We start from the raw sequence: 17,545 nt of genomic DNA, 5'->3' as shown, positions 1-17,545 counted from the left end.
TCCTGAGTGAGTCTCGCACGGGTATAGCGTAGACAAGTGTGGGATGACCGAAATGCGGTCACGCTACAGACCGGTGCGAAGGCCAAAGATTCACTGGGCCGGCAGATTCACCGCCAGTCCTCTGTCCAACTGTAGACGGTCCGTGGAACACTGCCGTTCAATCGTTGAATATGCCGCACCCCCGGCCCTGGGACGTTTCTCACGACCAGCGCCCCCTGCGGTGGCGGGCGCAACCCTGCTATGATCGCGGCACTTTTTCCGTTCACCCCTTCAACGAGTGAATCCATGAGCACCGACAAGACCAATCAGTCCTGGGGCGGCCGCTTCAGTGAGCCCGTCGACGCCTTCGTCGCCCGCTTCACCGCCTCGGTCGATTTCGACAAGCGCCTGTACCGCCACGACATCATGGGTTCGATCGCCCACGCCACCATGCTGGCGCAGGTCGGCGTGCTCAGCGACGCCGAACGCGACACGATCATCGACGGCCTGAAGACCATCCAGGGCGAAATCGAGGCTGGCACCTTCGACTGGCGCGTCGACCTCGAAGACGTGCACATGAACATCGAGGCGCGCCTGACCGACCGCATCGGCATCACTGGCAAGAAGCTGCACACCGGGCGCAGCCGCAACGACCAGGTGGCCACTGACATCCGCCTGTGGCTGCGTGACGAGATCGACCTGATTCTGGCCGAGATCACTCGCCTGCAAAAAGGCCTGCTGGAGCAGGCCGAGCGCGAAGCCGAGACCATCATGCCCGGCTTCACCCACCTGCAGACCGCCCAGCCGGTTACCTTCGGCCACCACCTGCTGGCCTGGTTCGAAATGCTCAGCCGCGACTACGAGCGCCTGGTCGACTGCCGCAAGCGCGCCAACCGCATGCCCCTGGGCAGCGCCGCGCTAGCCGGCACCACCTACCCGATCGACCGCGAGCTGACCTGCAAGCTGCTGGGCTTCGAGGCCGTGGCCGGCAACTCGCTGGACGGCGTCTCGGACCGTGACTTCGCCATCGAATTCTGCGCCGCCGCCAGCATTGCCATGATGCACCTGTCGCGGTTCTCCGAAGAGCTGGTGCTGTGGACCAGCGCGCAGTTCCAGTTCATCGACCTGCCCGACCGCTTCTGCACCGGCAGCTCGATCATGCCGCAGAAGAAGAACCCGGACGTGCCCGAGCTGGTGCGTGGCAAGAGCGGCCGCGTGTTCGGCGCCTTGACCGGCCTGCTGACCCTGATGAAAGGCCAGCCGCTGGCCTACAACAAGGACAACCAGGAAGATAAAGAGCCGCTGTTCGATGCCGCCGACACCCTGCGCGACTCGCTGCGCGCCTTCGCCGACATGATCCCGGCGATCAAGCCCAAGCACGCCATCATGCGCGAAGCGGCCCTGCGCGGTTTCTCCACCGCCACGGACCTGGCCGACTACCTGGTGCGCCGCGGCCTGCCGTTCCGTGATTGCCACGAGATCGTCGGCCATGCCGTGAAATACGGCGTGGACAGTGGCAAGGACCTGGCCGAGATGAGCCTGGACGAACTGCGCCAGTTCAGCGACCAGATCGAGCAGGACGTGTTCGCCGTGCTGACGCTGGAAGGTTCGGTCAACGCCCGTAACCACATCGGTGGTACTGCGCCGGCGCAGGTGCGCGCGGCGGTGGCTCGCGGCAAAACGCTGCTGGCTTCGCGCTAAACCCTATAGGGGCTGCTGTGCAGCCCATCGCCGGCAAGCCGGCTCCTACAGGGATCGGGTACTTTGTAGCGATGGGCCGCACAGCGGCCCCTTGCTTTCTCAGCGCTTGCCGCTCTTGATCATCTCCAGGAACGCCGGCATCGCCGCGTCCTTGTCCGCCACGACCCGCGCCATGTGCGGGTTCTCGCCCAGCAACTGCAACAGCGCCTGCGCTTGCGGGAAGTCCGCCAGGAAGTCGATGTTCAGCACATTCTTGCCCACCGCGCAGGCCAGATCGACCGAGAAGCAGAACATCAGGTCGGCGATGGTCAACTGCTCACCCGCCACATAAGGCGCGAACTCGCCATTGCGCTTGAGGGTGGCAAAGCCCGCCAGCAGGTCCGCGCGCGCACGCTCCTTGATCAGCGGCTCCACCGCCGCGCCAAAGAACGCCTCGGCATAGCAGGTACGCGCCGGCAGTTCGATGTACAGCTCGATCTCCCGCAGCAGCTCGCGCACCTTGGCCTGGCCGAAGGCGTCGGCCGGCAGCAGCGCCTTGCCTGGCTGGGTCTGCTCGATGTAGTCGAGGATGACCCCGGTCTCGCTGATGAAACCGTGCTCGGTCTGCAGCACCGGCACCTTGCCACGGGGGCTGACCGCCAGGGCCTGGGGCGTCTGGCCGCCGAAGAACGGCACCTCCTCGAAGGGCAGGCCTTTTTCCAACAGCGCCAGCTTGACCATGTTGTAGTAATTGCTGACAGCGAATCCATGAAGCTTGAGCATGTGAAGCAGCCTCCAGGGCCGTATGGGGTTGGCCCGGCTGTTATAGCCCCGTTGGCCGGCCCCTGGCCAGCGCCATGCACGCCGTGAATGCCGGGCATTGCCAAGGCAGGCATGGCACACTGTGCGCCTCACCACAGGAGCACCGCCATGAGCGAACCCCAAGACATCGACGGCAATGATGAAGAAGACTTCGCCGAGGCCACGCTGACCCAGGCCATCGAGAACCAGATCGAAAGCGGCGAGCCGCCAGCCGCCAAGGCCACCTTCAACAAGCTGACCCTAGTCGGCTACGAGCGTGAAGACATCCTCAACCTCATGGCCCACGTGCTGGCCATCGAGATCGATGCCATGCTCGACGAAGATCGCCCGTTCGATACCGAGTGGTACGAAACCGCCCTGCGCGCCCTGCCGGAACTACCACCTGAGGCGGATCAAGGCGACATCGAATAAGCCTGACTACACTCCTGACTTCCATCCTTGTCTCGAAGTCAGGAGTTGCCCATGCCTTTTACCCCCGAACTGATCGCCGAACTGGAAGTCCTTTCCCAGTTCAACCTGGACAACCACCAGGAAGGCATCAAGGTTAGCAGCGACGCCTCCCCCGCCCTGGTCGCCGCCGCCAAGCGCCTGCATGACAAAGGGCTCACCGACCAACCCGATGGCGGTTACCTCACCAGCCTCGGTAACGATGCCGCTGAAAGCGTCCGGCTTTTGCTGACCATCCTCAAATCGAAATCCGCCCAGCCGGCCTGAACCCCTGCTCCCGCTCCTGCAGCTCGGCAGACCTGCAGGAGCGGGCTTACCGTCGATGGCTTGCACAGGCGTTGTAAATATGACGTCAAAAAGCCAGCAACCCCTTATCCGACCGCGCCACTCAGGCTAAACTCGCCAGTGCTTCCCCTGGCCTGCCTGAGCGCGCAATGAACCACCGCCACGAAATCCGCCCCGACCTGGAACAAGGCATCGACCGCAAGGAGCTGGCCAAGCTGCGTGCGCGCTTCCTGAGGATCAACCAGGGCCGTATGGCACGGGCGATGGAAGGGTTATCCACACGCCAGCAGCAGGTCCTCACGCTGCTGCCGCTGTTCTTCCACGTCAATCATCCGCTGCTACCAGGCTATGTTTCCGGCACCACCCCCGCCGGTGTCTCCGGTTTCGAGCCCGACGACGAGCTGCTCGCCGAAGCCCTGCGCCTGACCCGCTCGTTCACCTACAAGGCCCGCCATGGCAACCCACCACAGCCGATCCATGGCCTGTTCCTGATGGGCAGCCTGGGCACCCTGGCCCAGGCCGAACAAAGCGACATGGACCTGTGGGTATGTCACGCCCCCGACCTGGGCGAGCAGGCCCTGGCCGAGTTGCGCCGCAAATGCCAGCTGCTCGAGGCCTGGGCCGCCAGCCTGGGCGCCGAGGCGCACTGCTTCCTGATCGAGCCGCAAAGCTTCGTCCAGGGCGAGCGCGACAGCCAGCTCAGCTCGGACGACTGCGGCACTACCCAGCACTACCTACTGCTCGATGAGTTCTACCGCACCGCCATCTGGCTGGCCGGGCGCACTCCGCTGTGGTGGCTGGTGCCGGTCTACCAGGAGCACAACTACCGCGACTACACCCAGACCTTGCTATCCAAGCGCTTCATCCGCGCCCAGGACGGCCTCGACCTCGGCCACCTGGCACATATCCCGCCCGGCGAGTTCGTCGGTGCCGGGCTGTGGCAGTTGTACAAGGGCATCGATTCGCCCTACAAATCGCTGCTCAAGCTATTGCTGACCGAGGCCTATGCCAGCGAACACCCCGACGTGCGCTGCCTGAGCCTGGATTACAAGCAGGCGGTGTTCGCCAACCAGCTGGACCTCGATGAGCTGGACCCCTATGTCATGGTCTACCGGCGGATCGAGCGCTACCTGCAACAGCGCGGCGAAAACGTACGCCTGGAGCTGGTGCGGCGCAGCCTGTACCTGAAGGTGAACAAAAAGCTCAGCGACCGCAGCCGCAGCAATGGCTGGCAGCGCCAACTGCTGGCACGCCTGGCCACGGAGTGGGGCTGGGATGAACGCCAGCTGAGCCTGCTGGACAGCCGCAGCCAGTGGAAGGTGCGCCAGGTGGCGCTGGAGCGCCGCGAGCTGGTGGCCGAGCTCAACCACAGCTACCGTTTCCTGACCCAGTTCGCTCGTCTGCAAAATGCCAACAGCCGTGCCGACCAGCGCGACCTGAATGTGCTCGGACGGCGCCTGTACGCCGCCTTCGAGCGCCGGGCCGGCAAGATCGAAGTGATCAACCCGGGCATCGCCCCGGACCTGGCCGAAGACACCCTGACCCTGGTCCAGTCCGCCAACCGCAAGGAGCCGGGCAGCCACCACTGGGGGCTGTACAACGGCAACCTGGGGGTGCACGAATGGGAGCACTTCAGCCCTCTGAAGCGCTGTCGCGAGCTGCTCGAGCTACTCACCTGGGCCCACCGCAACGGGGTAATCGACAGCAGCACGCGCCTGGCCCTGCACCCCGGGGTCAGCGATCTCAGCGAGTTCGAGCTGTTCAACCTGCTCGGTGCCTTGCAGCAGGGCGTGCCGCTACCCCTGGAACCGGTCAGCGAGGTGCGCCTGCTGCAACCCAGCGTGGCCGACGAAATCCTGCTGCTGGTCAACGTCGCGCTCGACCCCCTGCGCCACCACCGCGACCTGAACATCCTGATGACCACCGAGCGTACCGACTCGCTGAGCTATGCCGGCGTACGCGAGAACCTGGTGCTGACCCTGGACCAGATCACCCTGAACAGCTGGAACGAGGTGCTGGTGCAGCGCTACGACGGCGACCACGCGCTGCTACGCTGCCTGCGCGACTTTCTCAATAGCCTAGGCCAGCGCAGCCACCGCCCGCGGTTGCGGGTGCGCTGCTACTGCCACAACCGCGCCCAGGCCATCAGCCAGCGGGTCGAGGAGCTCTTCGACACCGCGCAATTGCTGCTCGACCAGCAAAGCGATCAGCGCTACCTGGTGCAAGTGGCCGAGCACACCCATGTCTTGGAACTGACACCAGGGCAGGTGACCCTCGCCACCTTCGACGACCACACGCAAGTGCTCGCCGCACTGGGCGAGGAGCGTAGCCGCTACAGCCCGCTGCACCTGGATGGCAACGCCCTGCAGGACGGCGACTTGGCGCTGGTCCTGGCCCAGGGCCAGCCCCACGCCATCCAGGTGTTCTACCGCCTGTACGAGGGCTGGGCCGACCTCTATGTCCTCGATGAGCACAATGCCCTGTGGCAGCAGCGCCTACCGCTGCAGGACGAACGCCACCTGCTGCTGCCGCTGCAGCGCTTCCTGCAATCGATGCTGATGCGCCGCGATGCACAGTTACCGCTGGACAGCCTGCCCCAGGCCGCGCTGGAACTGCGTTACGCCCAATTGCTGCCGTCTGGCGCTGGCAAGGCGCGCGGCATCGAGCCACGCCTGGCGCCGCAGGATGGCCACAACCAGACCTATTATGAGGTTCAGGCGATCCTCCAGGCTGGGATGGGCGATGACATCCACGTAACCCTGTATTGCGACCAGCAAGAGTTTTCCCAGCTGGAGCATGGCGAGCGCCTGTATGCGGTAGTCGCCCGACAGATCCTGCGGCAACGCCAGGGCCCTGGCAGCTACCGCTGCTACATCACCGACCTGGACATGTCCGAACTGCTAGGCGAGGAACCAGGCTCGACCAGCCTCTATCTGCGCTACAAAAGCCAGTTGGAACAAGCGCTCAACGAAGGCCTGGATCGATTGCAGGCAACGTTCGAACCCTGAAACAGTTTCCCGTTCAGGAACAGCTTCCTGCTGCCCAGGCCTGATTTGTAGGAAGCATCCTCTGCGCTCCAACCTGATGAGGAGCGCAACATGAACAAAGAAAACTGGATGGGCGCACACCCGGAGCTGGGATGCCTGCGCATTGACCAACTGATCCTGCCGGGCAGCCACGACTCCGGCATGGACAAGCAGGCGCCAAACTTTTCCATCCCCCAGGAGATCACCCAGGACGTACCGTGCATCGAGCAGATCCGCGCTGGCATCCGCGTGCTGGACCTGCGAGTACAGTCGCACCACTCGTATACACCCGACCAGCCAGCGCGCTACCAGCTGTACCACCTGACGTCCTCAGGACGTACGGTACTGGGCGATGTGGTAATGGCCCTCGAGCAATTCTATGAGAACCCTGCCAACGCCAGGGAGATCATCGTGCTAGATTTCCACGAATTCGACAGGTTCAGTGACGAAGAGCACGCGCGGTTCCAGCAACTGCTCGACGAACACCTGGAGCCACGCATGATCCACTACGACCTGAACACCCTGACACTGGATCAACTCTGGCAGCAATACCCAGGCCGAACCCTGGTCATCGCCTACAACGGACCCGCCCCCTATCGCTACTGGGGGGGCGTTGACCATGGCTGGATAGGCAGGAACACCCCCAGCACCCACGAGCTGAAGGCATTCATGGACGAAATCGCGATGGGCGCGCGGTACCGCCTGCCGCTGAGCTCGATCCAGTGCGCCAAGTACAACAAGTTAATCTTCACCCCCGACGATTTCAGCGACAAGATCGACGAGTGGTTCGAGTCCCGGGACATGGACAGCTATATCCAGCAGTTCCGGATCATCAACACCGACTGGTCACTGCGCAGTCGCATCGTCGAAAACTGCATCCACGCCAGCCGTTACAAAGCGTGGCACATGGGCAGATCCGCAGTTGATGCTCAAAGATCGAAGTCACCGGCCGCTTCCGGCTGATATTCCACTGCCAGCAGTTCGAGCTTGAGGGTCTTGCCGCCCGGGGCCGGCCAATCGATCTGGTCACCCACCGACAGGCCCAGCAGCGCGCAGCCGATCGGCGCGAGGATCGAGACATTGCCTTCTGGCCCGGCATCCTTCGGGTACACCAGGGTCAAGTGGTAGTCCTTGCCACTGGCGATCTCGCGGCAGTGCACGCGGGAGTTCATGGTCACCACGCCGGCGGGCACCTCGTCGTGACCGACCACGTTCTCGGCGCGGTCCAGCTCGTCTTGCAGGGCGAGCACACCCGGGGTGCTTTCATCGAGGGTATCGAGCAGGCGTTCGAGACGCTGTACGTCCAATCGGGTGAGGATGAGGGAAGGCTTGGTGCTCATGATCCAGTCAGACTCCTTTGAACAAACAGTTTTCTACAGGCAGATAAAGCAAAACCCCGCCCAAGGGCGGGGTTTGCGAAAAGCTTTTGGCGTCAGCGACGCAGAACTCGACACTACCACAGCCGGGCAAATACTCAAGCCCGCACCTTCGTTGGGGTTATGCCCGCGCCTGGCTTTTCAGGGCCAACGCTTCCAGGCAGATCTGCCGGCGTCGCTGGTCATCGGCCGAGCGCCACTCGCGGATATGCTCGACATGCCGATGGCAGCCGGTACACACCTTGTGCTCATCCAGCCGACACACATTGATACAAGGTGATGGCACCGCCGGGCTGACATTACTGTAGAGCGGCTTCGCTGGCCGAGGCTGAACGCTCATTTCAGATCTCGTCGAAGTCCAGCTTCTCGCCGGCCCGCTCCCAAACGATGCGTTCGAGCATCTCGCCCAGCAGCTCCTCGGTCTTCTCGCAGGTCCACTTGCCGTTCTCTTCGTCGTAGTCGAAGTGGAAACCGCCGGACTTGTCGGCCAACCACAGCTGACGCAGTGGCTCCTGGCGGCTGAAGATCAGCTGGCTGCCATTGTCGAACTTGACGGTCAGCACACCGCCGGAGTTCTCCATGTCCAGGTCCATGCCGCTCTCGTCGAACAGGTCTTCCAGGGCCTGTTGGGTGGCGTCGACCAGATCGTGGAAACGCGCTTCGCTCAAACTCATTGCAGGGACCTCGAAAAATGGCTTCACACACGCAAGCCGGGCACGATAAGGGCGAAAGCTTCAAGCTACAAGCTAATAGCTGTAAGAAAAAGCCATATGTCCTTCGGTCGCCTAGGCCCGCCGAGCGGGGGCGCCCCTTGCATAGGCAATCAGGTGGGCGCTCGGTATACTCGGGCGCAATACTGCATATTTCCAAGGATTTCACCCATGAAACGCCTGATTTCCTCTCTCGCGGCGCTGGTCGCGGTTGCCTGCCTCGTTTCCGCCTGCGGTCAGAAAGGCCCCCTGTACCTGCCTGAAGACGGCAAGGACGGCAAAGGCCCACGCAAGTCGTCGCACCAGCACCAGCGGGCCCAGCCTGTGCAGCAGCAACAGGACCTGGAGCCGCAAGAGCAGGCTGAGCCGTCGCCCGCTCAGTAAGGAAATCCCATGGATGCATTCAACTACCGCGGCGGCGAACTGTTCGCCGAAGGGGTGGCCCTGGCGGCGCTCGCCGAACGCTTCGGCACCCCCACCTATGTGTATTCGCGCGCCCATATCGAGGCCCAGTACCGTAGCTACACCGAGGCCCTGCAAGGGGTCGACCACCTGGTATGCTTCGCGGTCAAGGCCAACTCCAACCTGGGTGTGCTGAACCTGTTGGCACGCCTGGGCGCTGGCTTCGACATCGTCTCGGGCGGGGAGCTTGAGCGCGTGCTGGCCGCCGGTGGCCGCGCCGATCGCGTGGTGTTCTCCGGGGTCGGCAAGACCCGCGCCGACATGCGCCGCGCCCTGGAAGTCGGCGTGCACTGCTTCAATGTCGAATCCGCCGACGAGCTCGAGCGCCTGCAAGTGGTAGCTGCCGAACTGGGCAAGGTGGCCCCGGTATCGCTGCGGGTCAACCCGGACGTCGATGCCGGCACCCACCCGTACATCTCCACCGGTCTCAAGGAAAACAAGTTCGGTATTGCCATCGCCGATGCCGAAACGCTCTACGTGCGCGCCGCGCAGTTGCCCAACCTCGAGGTGGTCGGTGTCGACTGCCACATCGGCTCGCAACTGACCAGCGTCGAACCGTTCCTCGATGCCCTGGACCGCCTGCTGGTGCTGGTCGACCGCCTGGGCGAATGCGGCATCCACCTGCGTCACCTCGACCTCGGTGGCGGCGTCGGCGTGCGCTACCGCGACGAACAGCCCCCGCTACTGGCCGACTACATCCAGGCCATCCGCGAGCGCGTCGGCGACCGCGACCTGGCCCTGGTGTTCGAGCCGGGCCGCTACATCGTCGCCAACGGCGGCGTGCTGCTGACCCGCGTGGAATACCTCAAGCATACCGAGCACAAGGACTTCGCCATCATCGACGCGGCCATGAACGACCTGATCCGCCCGGCCCTGTACCAGGCCTGGATGGATGTCAGCGCGGTCAAGCCCCGTGACGGCAAGGGCCGTGCCTACGACCTGGTCGGGCCGATCTGCGAGACCGGCGACTTCCTCGCCAAGGACCGCGTGCTCGACCTCGCCGAGGGCGACCTGCTGGCCGTGCGCTCGGCGGGCGCCTATGGTTTCGTCATGAGCTCCAACTACAACACCCGTGGCCGCTGCGCCGAAGTGCTGGTCGATGGTGACCAGGCCTTCGAAGTGCGTCGCCGCGAGACCGTCGCCGAACTGTTCGCCGGCGAAAGCCTGCTGCCGGAGTAAGCCCATGTTGCTGCGCTTTACCAAGATGCATGGGCTGGGCAACGACTTCATGGTCCTCGACCTGGTCAGCCAGCACGCGCATATCCAACCCAAGCACGCCAAGCAATGGGGTGACCGCAACACCGGCATCGGCTTCGACCAGTTGCTGATCGTCGAGGCGCCGAACAACCCGGAAGTGGACTTCCGCTACCGGATCTTCAACGCCGACGGCTCCGAGGTCGAACAATGCGGCAACGGCGCGCGCTGCTTCGCCCGTTTCGTGCTGGACAAGCGCCTGACCGCGAAGAAGCGCATCCGCGTCGAAACCAAGGGCGGCATCATCGAGCTGGACGTGCGCAACGATGGCCAGGTCTGCGTCGACATGGGCCCTCCACGCTTCGCCCCGGCCGAGATCCCGTTCGTCGCCGACCAGCAGGCGCCAAGCTATGCGTTGCAGGTCGATGGCCAGGTGCACCAGATCGCCGCAGTGTCCATGGGCAACCCGCACTCGGTGCTGCGCGTCGACGACGTGCGCAGCGCGCCGGTGCACGAGCTGGGGCCGAAGATCGAGCACCATCCGCGCTTCCCGCAGCGGGTCAACGCCGGCTTCATCCAGGTAGTCGACCGCCACCGCGCCAACCTGCGGGTGTGGGAGCGTGGCGCCGGTGAAACCTTGGCCTGCGGCACCGGTGCTTGCGCCGCTGCCGTTGCGGCCATCAGCCAAGGCTGGATGGATTCGCCAGTGACCATCGACCTGCCCGGCGGCCGTCTGAACATCGAATGGGCCGGCCCCGGCAAGCCCGTCTTGATGACCGGCCCAGCCGTTCGCGTATTCGAAGGACAAGTTCGTCTTTAAGCGAGTATCCGCCATGACCGATCAGCCTAACGTTGCACCCGAGCTCGACGTCGAAACCGTGGTCGCCTACCTGCGCGCCCACCCGACTTTCTTCGCCGAGCACGACGAACTGCTGGTCGAACAGCGCATTCCCCACCAGCGTGGCGACAGCGTGTCGCTGGTGGAGCGCCAGCTCAAGCTACTGCGCGACCGCAACATCGAGATGCGCCATCGCCTGTCGCAACTGATGGATGTGGCTCGCGACAACGACCGGCTGTTCGACAAGACCCGTCGGCTGATCCTCGACCTGCTCGACGCCAACAGCCTGGAAGAGGTGGTAATGGCGGTCGAGGACAGCCTGCGCCAGGAGTTCCAGGTGCCCTTCGTCAGCCTGATCCTGTTCGGTGAAAACGCAGCCCCCGTAGGGCGCTGGGTCTCCGGGGCCGAGGCACAGCAGGCGATCGGTGGCCTGATCGCCGGTGGCAAGACCACCAGCGGCAGCCTGCGCGAACACGAACTGGCGTTCCTGTTCGGTGACGCGCAGTACAAGGAAGTCGGTTCCAGCGCCGTGGCCACCCTGGAGTACCAGGGCCTGCACGGCGTGCTGGCGATCGGCAGCCGCGACCCGCAGCACTACAAGAGCAGCGTCGGTACCCTGTTCCTCAGCTACATCGCCGAAGTGCTCGGCCGCGTGGTGCCGCGCTTCACCCTGACGCTGCGCTCGGTGCGCTGATGGAACGCCAGCTGGAAGCTTATTGCGCACACCTGCGCAACGAGCGCCAGGTGTCCGCGCACACCCTGCTGGCGTACCGCCGCGACCTCGAGAAAGTCATCGAATTCTGCAACACCCAAGGCATCGCCGGCTGGGCCGGGCTGCAAGTCCAGCAGCTGCGCCAGCTAGTGGCGCGCCAGCATCACCATGGCCAATCGTCGCGCAGCCTGGCGCGTCTGCTCTCGGCGGTGCGCGGGCTGTACCGCTACCTCAACCGCGAAGGCCTGTGCCAGCACGACCCAGCCAACGGCCTGACGCCGCCCAAGGGCGAGCGCCGCCTGCCCAAGGCGCTGGACACCGACCGCGCCCTGCAACTGCTCGACGGCGGCGTCGACGATGAGTTCATCGCCCGCCGCGACCAAGCCATTCTCGAGCTGTTCTACTCCTCCGGCCTGCGCCTGTCGGAGCTGACCGGCCTCGACCTAGCCCAATTGGACCTGGCCGCCGGCCTGGTGCAGGTGCTCGGCAAGGGCGGCAAGAGCCGCGTGCTGCCGGTCGGGCGCAAGGCCCGCGAGGCGCTGCAGGCCTGGCTGCGCCTGCGCGGCATCGGCGGCCCGCTGGACGATGCAGTATTCATCACTCGCCAGGGCAAGCGCCTGAGCCCCCGAGCCATCCAGATGCGGGTCAAGACCGCCGGTGAGCGCGAGCTGGGCCAGCACCTGCACCCGCACATGCTTCGCCACTCCTTCGCCAGCCATTTGCTGGAGTCGTCCCAGGACCTGCGCGCGGTGCAAGAGATGCTCGGTCACGCCGACATCAGCACCACGCAGATCTACACCCACCTGGACTTCCAGCACCTGGCCGCGGTGTACGATAGCGCCCATCCTCGGGCCAAACGCAGCAAGGGCACGGACTCATGAGCATCAAGCTGATCACCTTCGACCTCGACGACACCTTGTGGGACACCGCGCCGGTCATCGCCAGCGCCGAAGTCGTCCTGCGCGACTGGCTCGAAGCTAACGCGCCGATCCTCGGCGGCGTGCCGGTGGAGCACCTGTTCGCCATCCGCGAGCGCCTGGTACAGGCCGAGCCGGGCCTCAAGCACCGTATCAGCGCCCTGCGCCGGCGGGTGCTGTTCCACGCCCTGGAAGAGGTCGGCTACAGCGAGAAACACGCCCAGGAACTGGCCAACGAAGGTTTCGAGGTGTTCCTGCACGCCCGCCACCAGGTGGAGGTATTCCCCGAGGTGCTGCCGGTGCTGGAGATCCTGCGCCACCACTACACCCTCGGCGTGGTCACCAACGGCAATGCCGACGTGCGCCGACTGGGTCTGGCAGACTACTTCCGCTTCGCCCTGTGCGCGGAGGACCTGGGGATAGGCAAGCCTGATCCGGCCCCCTTCCTTGAAGCACTGAAGCGTGGCGAGGTGGACGCCGGGGCGGCGGTGCACATCGGCGATCACCCCGGCGACGACATCGCCGGAGCCCAACGCGCCGGGCTGCGGGCGGTGTGGTTCAACCCGCAGCACAGGCCCTGGGCCGGCGAGCAGGCGCCGGATGCCGAGATCCAGCGGCTGTCGCAGTTGCCCGACGTGCTGTCGCGCTGGCGCTGACATTGAGGACGCGGCACAAAACCCAAAGGCACAAAAAAGCCCGCAGCGACGGCGGGCTTTTTTGCGTTCAGCCACTCAGATAGGGCGGCTGCCGTACTTGTTGTCCGGCTTCTTGGGCGGATCGGCGACCACGTTGGCCTCCACTTCCTGCACCTTGCCACCGCGCGACAGAAACTCTTCCATCGCCTTGGCCAGCGCATCGCGCTCTTTCTGCTTGGCTTCCATGCTCGGCATCTCGTCTACCGAGACCGCCGCCTTGGACTTGCCCTTGGCCGCCGGCGCCGGGCTGCTGTCGTCGTCGCCGGAGTCTTCCGCGCCGTCGTCAGCCGCGGCTTCGAGGCCTTCATCACCCTCGTCTTCGTCGCCTACTTCGAGGTCATCATTTTCCAGATCGTCGTCGCTCATGTTCTACCTCATGACTTGCGAAAAGCAGGTTAGTTATAGACCGGCGCAGCCGTAGACCGGCAGCCACCAGTGAAAATTCAACTGGCCGTGGGTTGGCCACTGCCCTGGGTGTCCGCCCCCTGGTGGAGGGCCCGGCACCCTGCAGGCCCTGCTCCTGGCAAGGCCTGACGAAATCGTGTTTGACCCTTGCTGGCCACAGGCTATTGGCAAGCCTAGCAAAGGGTGGCGAAGTGTGTGTGGACGACTCGTCCTTCACTCTTCGGCGCGCATTCTAGCGCGCTCGCGGAAAAAGCAAAGCACCAGAAACGCCCAATGACTTGTAAGTTTTCCGCCCAGGTCGCGAACAGGACAGCGAAACCGTTTGCCCGGCGCCAAGCGACAAACTACGGGCAAAAAAATGCCCGGCGAACCGGGCAAGTTTTCCTACAGGGCGATTACAGGTTGTAGCCGCGCTCGTTGTGCTGAGCCAGGTCGAGGCCGACCGACTCTTCTTCATCGCTGACTCGCAGGCCCATCACCAGGTCGAGTACCTTGAGGATCACGTAGGTGACGATGGCGGTATAGACCACGGTGAAGATCACCCCCTTGGCCTGGATCCAGAACTGCGCGCCGATGTCGGTCACCGCGCCGAAGCCGCCCAGGGCAGGCGCCGCGAACACACCGGTAAGCAACGCGCCGACGATCCCGCCGATACCGTGCACGCCGAAGGCGTCGAGGGAGTCGTCATAACCGAGCTTGCGCTTGAGGCTGGTGGCGCAGAAGTAGCAGATCACCCCCGAGGCCAGGCCGATCACCAGCGCGCCCATCGGGCCGACAGTGCCGGCGGCCGGGGTAATGGCGACCAGGCCCGCGACCACGCCGGAGGCGATGCCCAGGGCGCTGGGTTTGCCGTGGCCAATCCACTCGGCGAACATCCAGCCCAGCGCGGCGGCGGCGGTGGCGATCTGGGTCACCAGCATGGCCATGCCGGCGGTGCCGTTGGCGGCGGCGGCGGAGCCGGCATTGAAACCGAACCAGCCGATCCACAGCATGGCCGCGCCCATCAGGGTGTAGCCCAGGTTGTGCGGGGCCATCGGCGTGGTCGGGTAGCCCTTGCGCTTGCCCAGCACCAGGCAGCAGACCAGGCCGGCGATACCAGCGTTGATGTGCACCACGGTGCCGCCGGCGAAGTCCAGCACGCCCCAGTCCCACATCAGCGCGCCGTCACCGCTCCAGACCATGTGCGCGATCGGCGCATAGACCAGGGTGAACCACACCGCCATGAAGATCAGCATCGCCGAAAACTTCATGCGTTCGGCAAAGGCGCCGACGATCAGCGCCGGAGTGATGATCGCGAACGTCATCTGGAAGGTGATGAACACCGCTTCCGGGAACAAGGCGGTGGCCGAGGTCAGGTTGGCCGGCGTGACGCCGCTGAGGAAGGCCTTGGAGAAGCCGCCAATGAAGGAATTGAGGTTGAGCACGCCCTTTTCCATGCCCGTGGTGTCGAACGCCAGGCTGTAGCCGTAGACGACCCACAGAATGCTCATCAGGCCGGTGATGGCGAAGCACTGCATCATCACCGACAGCACGTTCTTCGAACGCACCATGCCGCCGTAGAACAGGGCCAGGCCAGGGATGGTCATGAACAGCACCAGCGCCGTGGCGGTGAGCATCCAGGCGGTGTCGCCGGAGTTCAGCGCCGGGGCAGCTTCCTCGGCCAGGGCCAGCCCTGGCATTACGAGGGACAATAGGGCTCCTAGCCCTGCGATCTTGCGCAGAGTCATGTTGTTTTCTCCTGGGGCGTTGGGTTTGGTGAGGCGGTGCTGCTGTTTAGATCGCGTCGGTATCGGTTTCGCCGGTACGGATGCGGATCGCCTGCTCCAGATTGACCACGAAGATCTTGCCGTCACCGATCTTGCCGGTATTGGCCGCCTTGGTGATGGCTTCGATCACGCGGTCCAGGTCCTTGTCGTCGATGGCCACATCGATCTTCACCTTGGGCAGGAAATCGACCACGTATTCGGCGCCGCGGTACAGCTCGGTGTGACCCTTCTGCCGACCGAAGCCTTTGACTTCGGTCACGGTGATGCCCTGCACGCCGATTTCCGACAGCGACTCGCGCACGTCGTCCAGCTTGAACGGCTTGATGATGGCAGTGACTAGCTTCATGAAACTCTCTCCCGATTTGGTGGACTTGCCCCAGGAAAACAAACCCGTCTCAAGTCTAAGCGCAGCGCCTGGCTTTGTAACGCGTCGTCGGCACCCTCCCCCGGCTGAAACGCATCACGCGGCTGAAAAGGGGCCTGACGGCGGGCCTGGCACTGCCTGGTCACGACGGCTCGCATCAGTGCATGGCTCGCCAAGGTCTTTGCAGAAACCTTGCCAGCTCAAGCAAAGCGTCCAAAAACAGCGACTTGCGCGAAACAGTCGGGATTGGCCAGTTGCCAGCAGGGAAAAGCTGCACAACTTCGGTGCGCGACCTTCAGCCGCTCTGCGCGAAAAGCGTGCAGAGCAGGCGGGCCCAAGGGGCGTGCTACACTGCAGGCCTTTCACAGATCAGCGGATAGCCACACATGCTCGCCCCCAAAGCCTTTCTCGATGCCCTGAGCGACCAGGCTTCGCGCCTGTTCAGCGGCGACACCGCACAGCCCCGCGCCGAGCTCGAGAGCCAGTTCAAGGTGCTGATGCAGGGCGCCTTCAGCAAGCTCGACCTGGTCAGCCGCGAAGAGTTTGACAGCCAGATGGTGGTGCTGGCCCGCACCCGCGCGCGCCTCGAGGCGCTGGAGAAGCAGGTCGCCGAGCTGGAAGCCCGGATGACACCGCCCGCCGCAGAATAACCCCCGATACACGGAGTGTTCGCCATGAAAGTCAGTGCCCGCAATGTCTTCGAAGGTACCGTCAGCGCCGTCCAGCCTGGCGCGGTGAATGCCGAGGTCGAGCTGACCCTGGGCGGCGGCGAGAAACTGGTGGCAGTGGTCACCATGGCCAGCCTGCACAACCTCAGTATCAACGTCGGCAAGCAGGCCGTGGCACTGGTCAAGGCACCGTGGGTGGTGCTGATGACCGATGCCGCTGGCTACAGGCTGTCGGCGCGCAACAGCCTCGAAGGTGAAGTGCTGCGGGTCGGCGACGGCGCGGTGAATGCCGAGGTGGTGCTGAAGCTGTCCGGCGGCACCGAGGTGTATGCCATCGTCACCCGCGAAGCAGTGCAGGAGCTTGGCCTGAAGCCAGGCGTGAAGGCCACCGCGCTGATCAAGGCCTCGCACATCATCCTGGGTGCCAAGCCCTGATCGAATGCCCGCTTCTACCTTGCCAAGGTAGAAGCGGGATTGCCCCGCGATGCTAATCGCGCGGCACACTGGATTAATTCCCCTCCCAGCAGATGAAACTTGTTTAAGTTACGTCTTCCCGGTTGACTTCCCCGCCATGCTTTGCATAAAGTTCACCCGCCCCAAAAAGCGGGCCTTTATTTCAACTCACGAAGAATTCAATGGACACAATATCTAGTCGCTGTCTGGCAGCCGTTGGCCGCCAGGCACTTGAACCGGAACTCCGGGCCCGCCCCTAGGTCGGGCAAGCCGCGCCAGAGCCTGATGCTCCGCCGTAGCTTGCCGCCCCGGGTGCCCGCCCGGTCGGAGGCAAGCTCATGAACCTCGATATCGCTACCCCTCGCCTGCGCGCCTTTGCGCACAAGGCCCCGTACCGTCCTGTCCGCGGCTGGGGCTTGTCCTCGCCCCTGAAACCGCCCAGTCGATAGCGCGCCCGTTGCTGCCTGCAGTGACGCGCGCGATGCTGTCCGTTCACTGAACTGACGCCATTTAAATCGTCAGAAACTTCCGAACTTTTATTAATTAAAGTTCGCTGGAGTTCTATTGCCCGCCATTTAGCAAATTGGATTAACCGACCATGGAATCAGCCAGTAGAAAGTTCGCTGCCGATCTTATTTCCGGCATTCGCCAGCGAACACGTAAACGTCGGAAAAACCACGTTTTTCATTGTTTGAATCATTGCGACACGGGACACCTTCACTCACCTTCCCCACCGTGAGTCGACT

20 protein-coding genes are annotated in these 17,545 nt (G+C 63.9%); 13 read left to right on the top strand and 7 right to left on the bottom strand.

Features of this window, described 5'->3' with window-relative positions; all coding sequences use genetic code 11:
• The first annotated feature begins 285 nt into the window (after window positions 1-285).
• Entirely contained in the window at window positions 286-1,680 is a 1,395-nt protein-coding gene (gene argH, locus ACODS5_RS01255; protein ID WP_134688980.1) for an argininosuccinate lyase, read from the top strand.
• 99 nt (window positions 1,681-1,779) lie between these two features.
• Here the strand turns inward: argH and ACODS5_RS01250 are convergent, their stop codons facing one another.
• On the bottom strand, window positions 1,780-2,442 hold the full coding sequence (locus tag ACODS5_RS01250) for a glutathione S-transferase (RefSeq protein WP_489107719.1): 663 nt from the start codon (window positions 2,440-2,442) through the stop codon (window positions 1,780-1,782).
• 147 nt (window positions 2,443-2,589) lie between these two features.
• Between ACODS5_RS01250 and ACODS5_RS01245 the strand changes: the two genes are divergently transcribed.
• The 4 genes from ACODS5_RS01245 to ACODS5_RS01230 all read left to right on the top strand — a co-directional run bounded on the left by ACODS5_RS01245 (window position 2,590) and on the right by ACODS5_RS01230 (window position 7,202).
• Window positions 2,590-2,892: a hypothetical protein gene (locus tag ACODS5_RS01245; protein ID WP_134688982.1), complete on the top strand. Its 303-nt coding sequence runs from the start codon at window positions 2,590-2,592 to the stop codon at window positions 2,890-2,892.
• A gap of 51 nt (window positions 2,893-2,943) precedes the next feature.
• Window positions 2,944-3,195, top strand: coding sequence for a TIGR02647 family protein (locus tag ACODS5_RS01240; RefSeq protein ID WP_028688612.1), 252 nt, complete (start codon window positions 2,944-2,946; stop codon window positions 3,193-3,195).
• 167 nt (window positions 3,196-3,362) lie between these two features.
• On the top strand, window positions 3,363-6,221 hold the full coding sequence (locus ACODS5_RS01235; protein ID WP_489107718.1) for a class I adenylate cyclase: 2,859 nt from the start codon (window positions 3,363-3,365) through the stop codon (window positions 6,219-6,221).
• Window positions 6,222-6,311: 90 nt separating this feature from the next.
• Window positions 6,312-7,202 (top strand): PI-PLC domain-containing protein, encoded by an 891-nt coding sequence (locus ACODS5_RS01230; RefSeq protein WP_489107717.1) that lies wholly within the window; start codon window positions 6,312-6,314, stop codon window positions 7,200-7,202.
• Here the strand turns inward: ACODS5_RS01230 and rnk are convergent.
• From rnk to cyaY, 3 genes are all read right to left on the bottom strand, one after another.
• Window positions 7,169-7,579 carry a nucleoside diphosphate kinase regulator gene (rnk, locus tag ACODS5_RS01225; protein WP_134688985.1) on the bottom strand — a complete coding sequence of 137 codons (411 nt, stop codon included), beginning with the start codon at window positions 7,577-7,579 and terminating at the stop codon, window positions 7,169-7,171. The two genes, ACODS5_RS01230 and rnk, sit on opposite strands and share 34 nt — an antisense overlap.
• 157 nt (window positions 7,580-7,736) lie before the next feature.
• The gene (locus tag ACODS5_RS01220) at window positions 7,737-7,955 is read right to left on the bottom strand and encodes a DUF1289 domain-containing protein (RefSeq protein WP_134688986.1); all 219 of its coding nucleotides are present in this window, start codon (window positions 7,953-7,955) and stop codon (window positions 7,737-7,739) included.
• Window position 7,956: 1 nt separating this feature from the next.
• Window positions 7,957-8,289: an iron donor protein CyaY gene (gene cyaY, locus ACODS5_RS01215; protein ID WP_134688987.1), complete on the bottom strand. Its 333-nt coding sequence runs from the start codon at window positions 8,287-8,289 to the stop codon at window positions 7,957-7,959.
• A 207-nt stretch (window positions 8,290-8,496) separates the two neighbouring features.
• Here cyaY and lptM point away from each other — a divergent pair, with 207 nt between their 5' ends.
• The 6 genes from lptM to ACODS5_RS01185 are packed head-to-tail and all read left to right on the top strand — an operon-like array spanning window position 8,497 to window position 13,104.
• Window positions 8,497-8,709, top strand: coding sequence for an LPS translocon maturation chaperone LptM (lptM, locus tag ACODS5_RS01210; RefSeq protein ID WP_489107716.1), 213 nt, complete (start codon window positions 8,497-8,499; stop codon window positions 8,707-8,709).
• Between the two features lie 9 nt (window positions 8,710-8,718).
• Complete coding sequence (gene lysA / locus ACODS5_RS01205) at window positions 8,719-9,966, top strand: diaminopimelate decarboxylase (protein WP_489107715.1); 1,248 nt, start codon at window positions 8,719-8,721, stop codon at window positions 9,964-9,966.
• A gap of 4 nt (window positions 9,967-9,970) precedes the next feature.
• Window positions 9,971-10,801 carry a diaminopimelate epimerase gene (gene dapF, locus ACODS5_RS01200; protein WP_489107714.1) on the top strand — a complete coding sequence of 277 codons (831 nt, stop codon included), beginning with the start codon at window positions 9,971-9,973 and terminating at the stop codon, window positions 10,799-10,801.
• Window positions 10,802-10,814: 13 nt separating this feature from the next.
• The gene (locus ACODS5_RS01195; RefSeq protein ID WP_134688991.1) at window positions 10,815-11,513 is read left to right on the top strand and encodes a DUF484 family protein; all 699 of its coding nucleotides are present in this window, start codon (window positions 10,815-10,817) and stop codon (window positions 11,511-11,513) included.
• Window positions 11,513-12,412: a tyrosine recombinase XerC gene (gene xerC / locus ACODS5_RS01190; RefSeq protein WP_489107713.1), complete on the top strand. Its 900-nt coding sequence runs from the start codon at window positions 11,513-11,515 to the stop codon at window positions 12,410-12,412. The genes ACODS5_RS01195 and xerC overlap by 1 nt, the downstream gene beginning before the upstream one ends.
• Complete coding sequence (locus ACODS5_RS01185; protein WP_489107712.1) at window positions 12,409-13,104, top strand: HAD family hydrolase; 696 nt, start codon at window positions 12,409-12,411, stop codon at window positions 13,102-13,104. The genes xerC and ACODS5_RS01185 overlap by 4 nt, the downstream gene beginning before the upstream one ends.
• A 75-nt stretch (window positions 13,105-13,179) precedes the next feature.
• On the opposite strand, the gene sutA is transcribed toward ACODS5_RS01185, so the two are convergent.
• The 3 genes from sutA to glnK form a co-directional block, all read right to left on the bottom strand.
• A complete protein-coding gene (gene sutA / locus ACODS5_RS01180; RefSeq protein ID WP_134688994.1) occupies window positions 13,180-13,509 on the bottom strand; it encodes a transcriptional regulator SutA in 330 nt (109 codons plus the stop codon).
• A 434-nt stretch (window positions 13,510-13,943) separates the two neighbouring features.
• Entirely contained in the window at window positions 13,944-15,275 is a 1,332-nt protein-coding gene (locus tag ACODS5_RS01175) for an ammonium transporter (RefSeq protein ID WP_134688995.1), read from the bottom strand.
• Window positions 15,276-15,321: 46 nt separating this feature from the next.
• Window positions 15,322-15,660 carry a P-II family nitrogen regulator gene (gene glnK, locus ACODS5_RS01170; protein ID WP_002555808.1) on the bottom strand — a complete coding sequence of 113 codons (339 nt, stop codon included), beginning with the start codon at window positions 15,658-15,660 and terminating at the stop codon, window positions 15,322-15,324.
• A gap of 404 nt (window positions 15,661-16,064) precedes the next feature.
• Between glnK and ACODS5_RS01165 the strand changes: the two genes are divergently transcribed.
• Both ACODS5_RS01165 and ACODS5_RS01160 read left to right on the top strand, forming a co-directional pair.
• Window positions 16,065-16,328 carry an accessory factor UbiK family protein gene (locus tag ACODS5_RS01165; protein WP_489107711.1) on the top strand — a complete coding sequence of 88 codons (264 nt, stop codon included), beginning with the start codon at window positions 16,065-16,067 and terminating at the stop codon, window positions 16,326-16,328.
• 24 nt (window positions 16,329-16,352) lie between these two features.
• Window positions 16,353-16,781 (top strand): TOBE domain-containing protein, encoded by a 429-nt coding sequence (locus ACODS5_RS01160; protein WP_110697037.1) that lies wholly within the window; start codon window positions 16,353-16,355, stop codon window positions 16,779-16,781.
• The last annotated feature ends 764 nt before the right edge of the window (window positions 16,782-17,545 follow it).

Source organism: Pseudomonas sp. FG47, assembly GCF_057809115.1.
The sequence above is the reverse complement of the archived record's forward strand: the minus strand, read 5'-3'. Positions and strand labels throughout refer to the sequence as shown.

Coding starts and splice junctions, on each gene's coding strand:
- argH (WP_134688980.1), top strand. CDS start 286: ATGAGCACCGACAAGACCAATCAGTCCTGGGGCGGCCGCTTCAGTGAG.
- ACODS5_RS01250 (WP_489107719.1), bottom strand. CDS start 2,442: ATGCTCAAGCTTCATGGATTCGCTGTCAGCAATTACTACAACATGGTC.
- ACODS5_RS01245 (WP_134688982.1), top strand. CDS start 2,590: ATGAGCGAACCCCAAGACATCGACGGCAATGATGAAGAAGACTTCGCC.
- ACODS5_RS01240 (WP_028688612.1), top strand. CDS start 2,944: ATGCCTTTTACCCCCGAACTGATCGCCGAACTGGAAGTCCTTTCCCAG.
- ACODS5_RS01235 (WP_489107718.1), top strand. CDS start 3,363: ATGAACCACCGCCACGAAATCCGCCCCGACCTGGAACAAGGCATCGAC.
- ACODS5_RS01230 (WP_489107717.1), top strand. CDS start 6,312: ATGAACAAAGAAAACTGGATGGGCGCACACCCGGAGCTGGGATGCCTG.
- rnk (WP_134688985.1), bottom strand. CDS start 7,579: ATGAGCACCAAGCCTTCCCTCATCCTCACCCGATTGGACGTACAGCGT.
- ACODS5_RS01220 (WP_134688986.1), bottom strand. CDS start 7,955: ATGAGCGTTCAGCCTCGGCCAGCGAAGCCGCTCTACAGTAATGTCAGC.
- cyaY (WP_134688987.1), bottom strand. CDS start 8,289: ATGAGTTTGAGCGAAGCGCGTTTCCACGATCTGGTCGACGCCACCCAA.
- lptM (WP_489107716.1), top strand. CDS start 8,497: ATGAAACGCCTGATTTCCTCTCTCGCGGCGCTGGTCGCGGTTGCCTGC.
- lysA (WP_489107715.1), top strand. CDS start 8,719: ATGGATGCATTCAACTACCGCGGCGGCGAACTGTTCGCCGAAGGGGTG.
- dapF (WP_489107714.1), top strand. CDS start 9,971: ATGTTGCTGCGCTTTACCAAGATGCATGGGCTGGGCAACGACTTCATG.
- ACODS5_RS01195 (WP_134688991.1), top strand. CDS start 10,815: ATGACCGATCAGCCTAACGTTGCACCCGAGCTCGACGTCGAAACCGTG.
- xerC (WP_489107713.1), top strand. CDS start 11,513: ATGGAACGCCAGCTGGAAGCTTATTGCGCACACCTGCGCAACGAGCGC.
- ACODS5_RS01185 (WP_489107712.1), top strand. CDS start 12,409: ATGAGCATCAAGCTGATCACCTTCGACCTCGACGACACCTTGTGGGAC.
- sutA (WP_134688994.1), bottom strand. CDS start 13,509: ATGAGCGACGACGATCTGGAAAATGATGACCTCGAAGTAGGCGACGAA.
- ACODS5_RS01175 (WP_134688995.1), bottom strand. CDS start 15,275: ATGACTCTGCGCAAGATCGCAGGGCTAGGAGCCCTATTGTCCCTCGTA.
- glnK (WP_002555808.1), bottom strand. CDS start 15,660: ATGAAGCTAGTCACTGCCATCATCAAGCCGTTCAAGCTGGACGACGTG.
- ACODS5_RS01165 (WP_489107711.1), top strand. CDS start 16,065: ATGCTCGCCCCCAAAGCCTTTCTCGATGCCCTGAGCGACCAGGCTTCG.
- ACODS5_RS01160 (WP_110697037.1), top strand. CDS start 16,353: ATGAAAGTCAGTGCCCGCAATGTCTTCGAAGGTACCGTCAGCGCCGTC.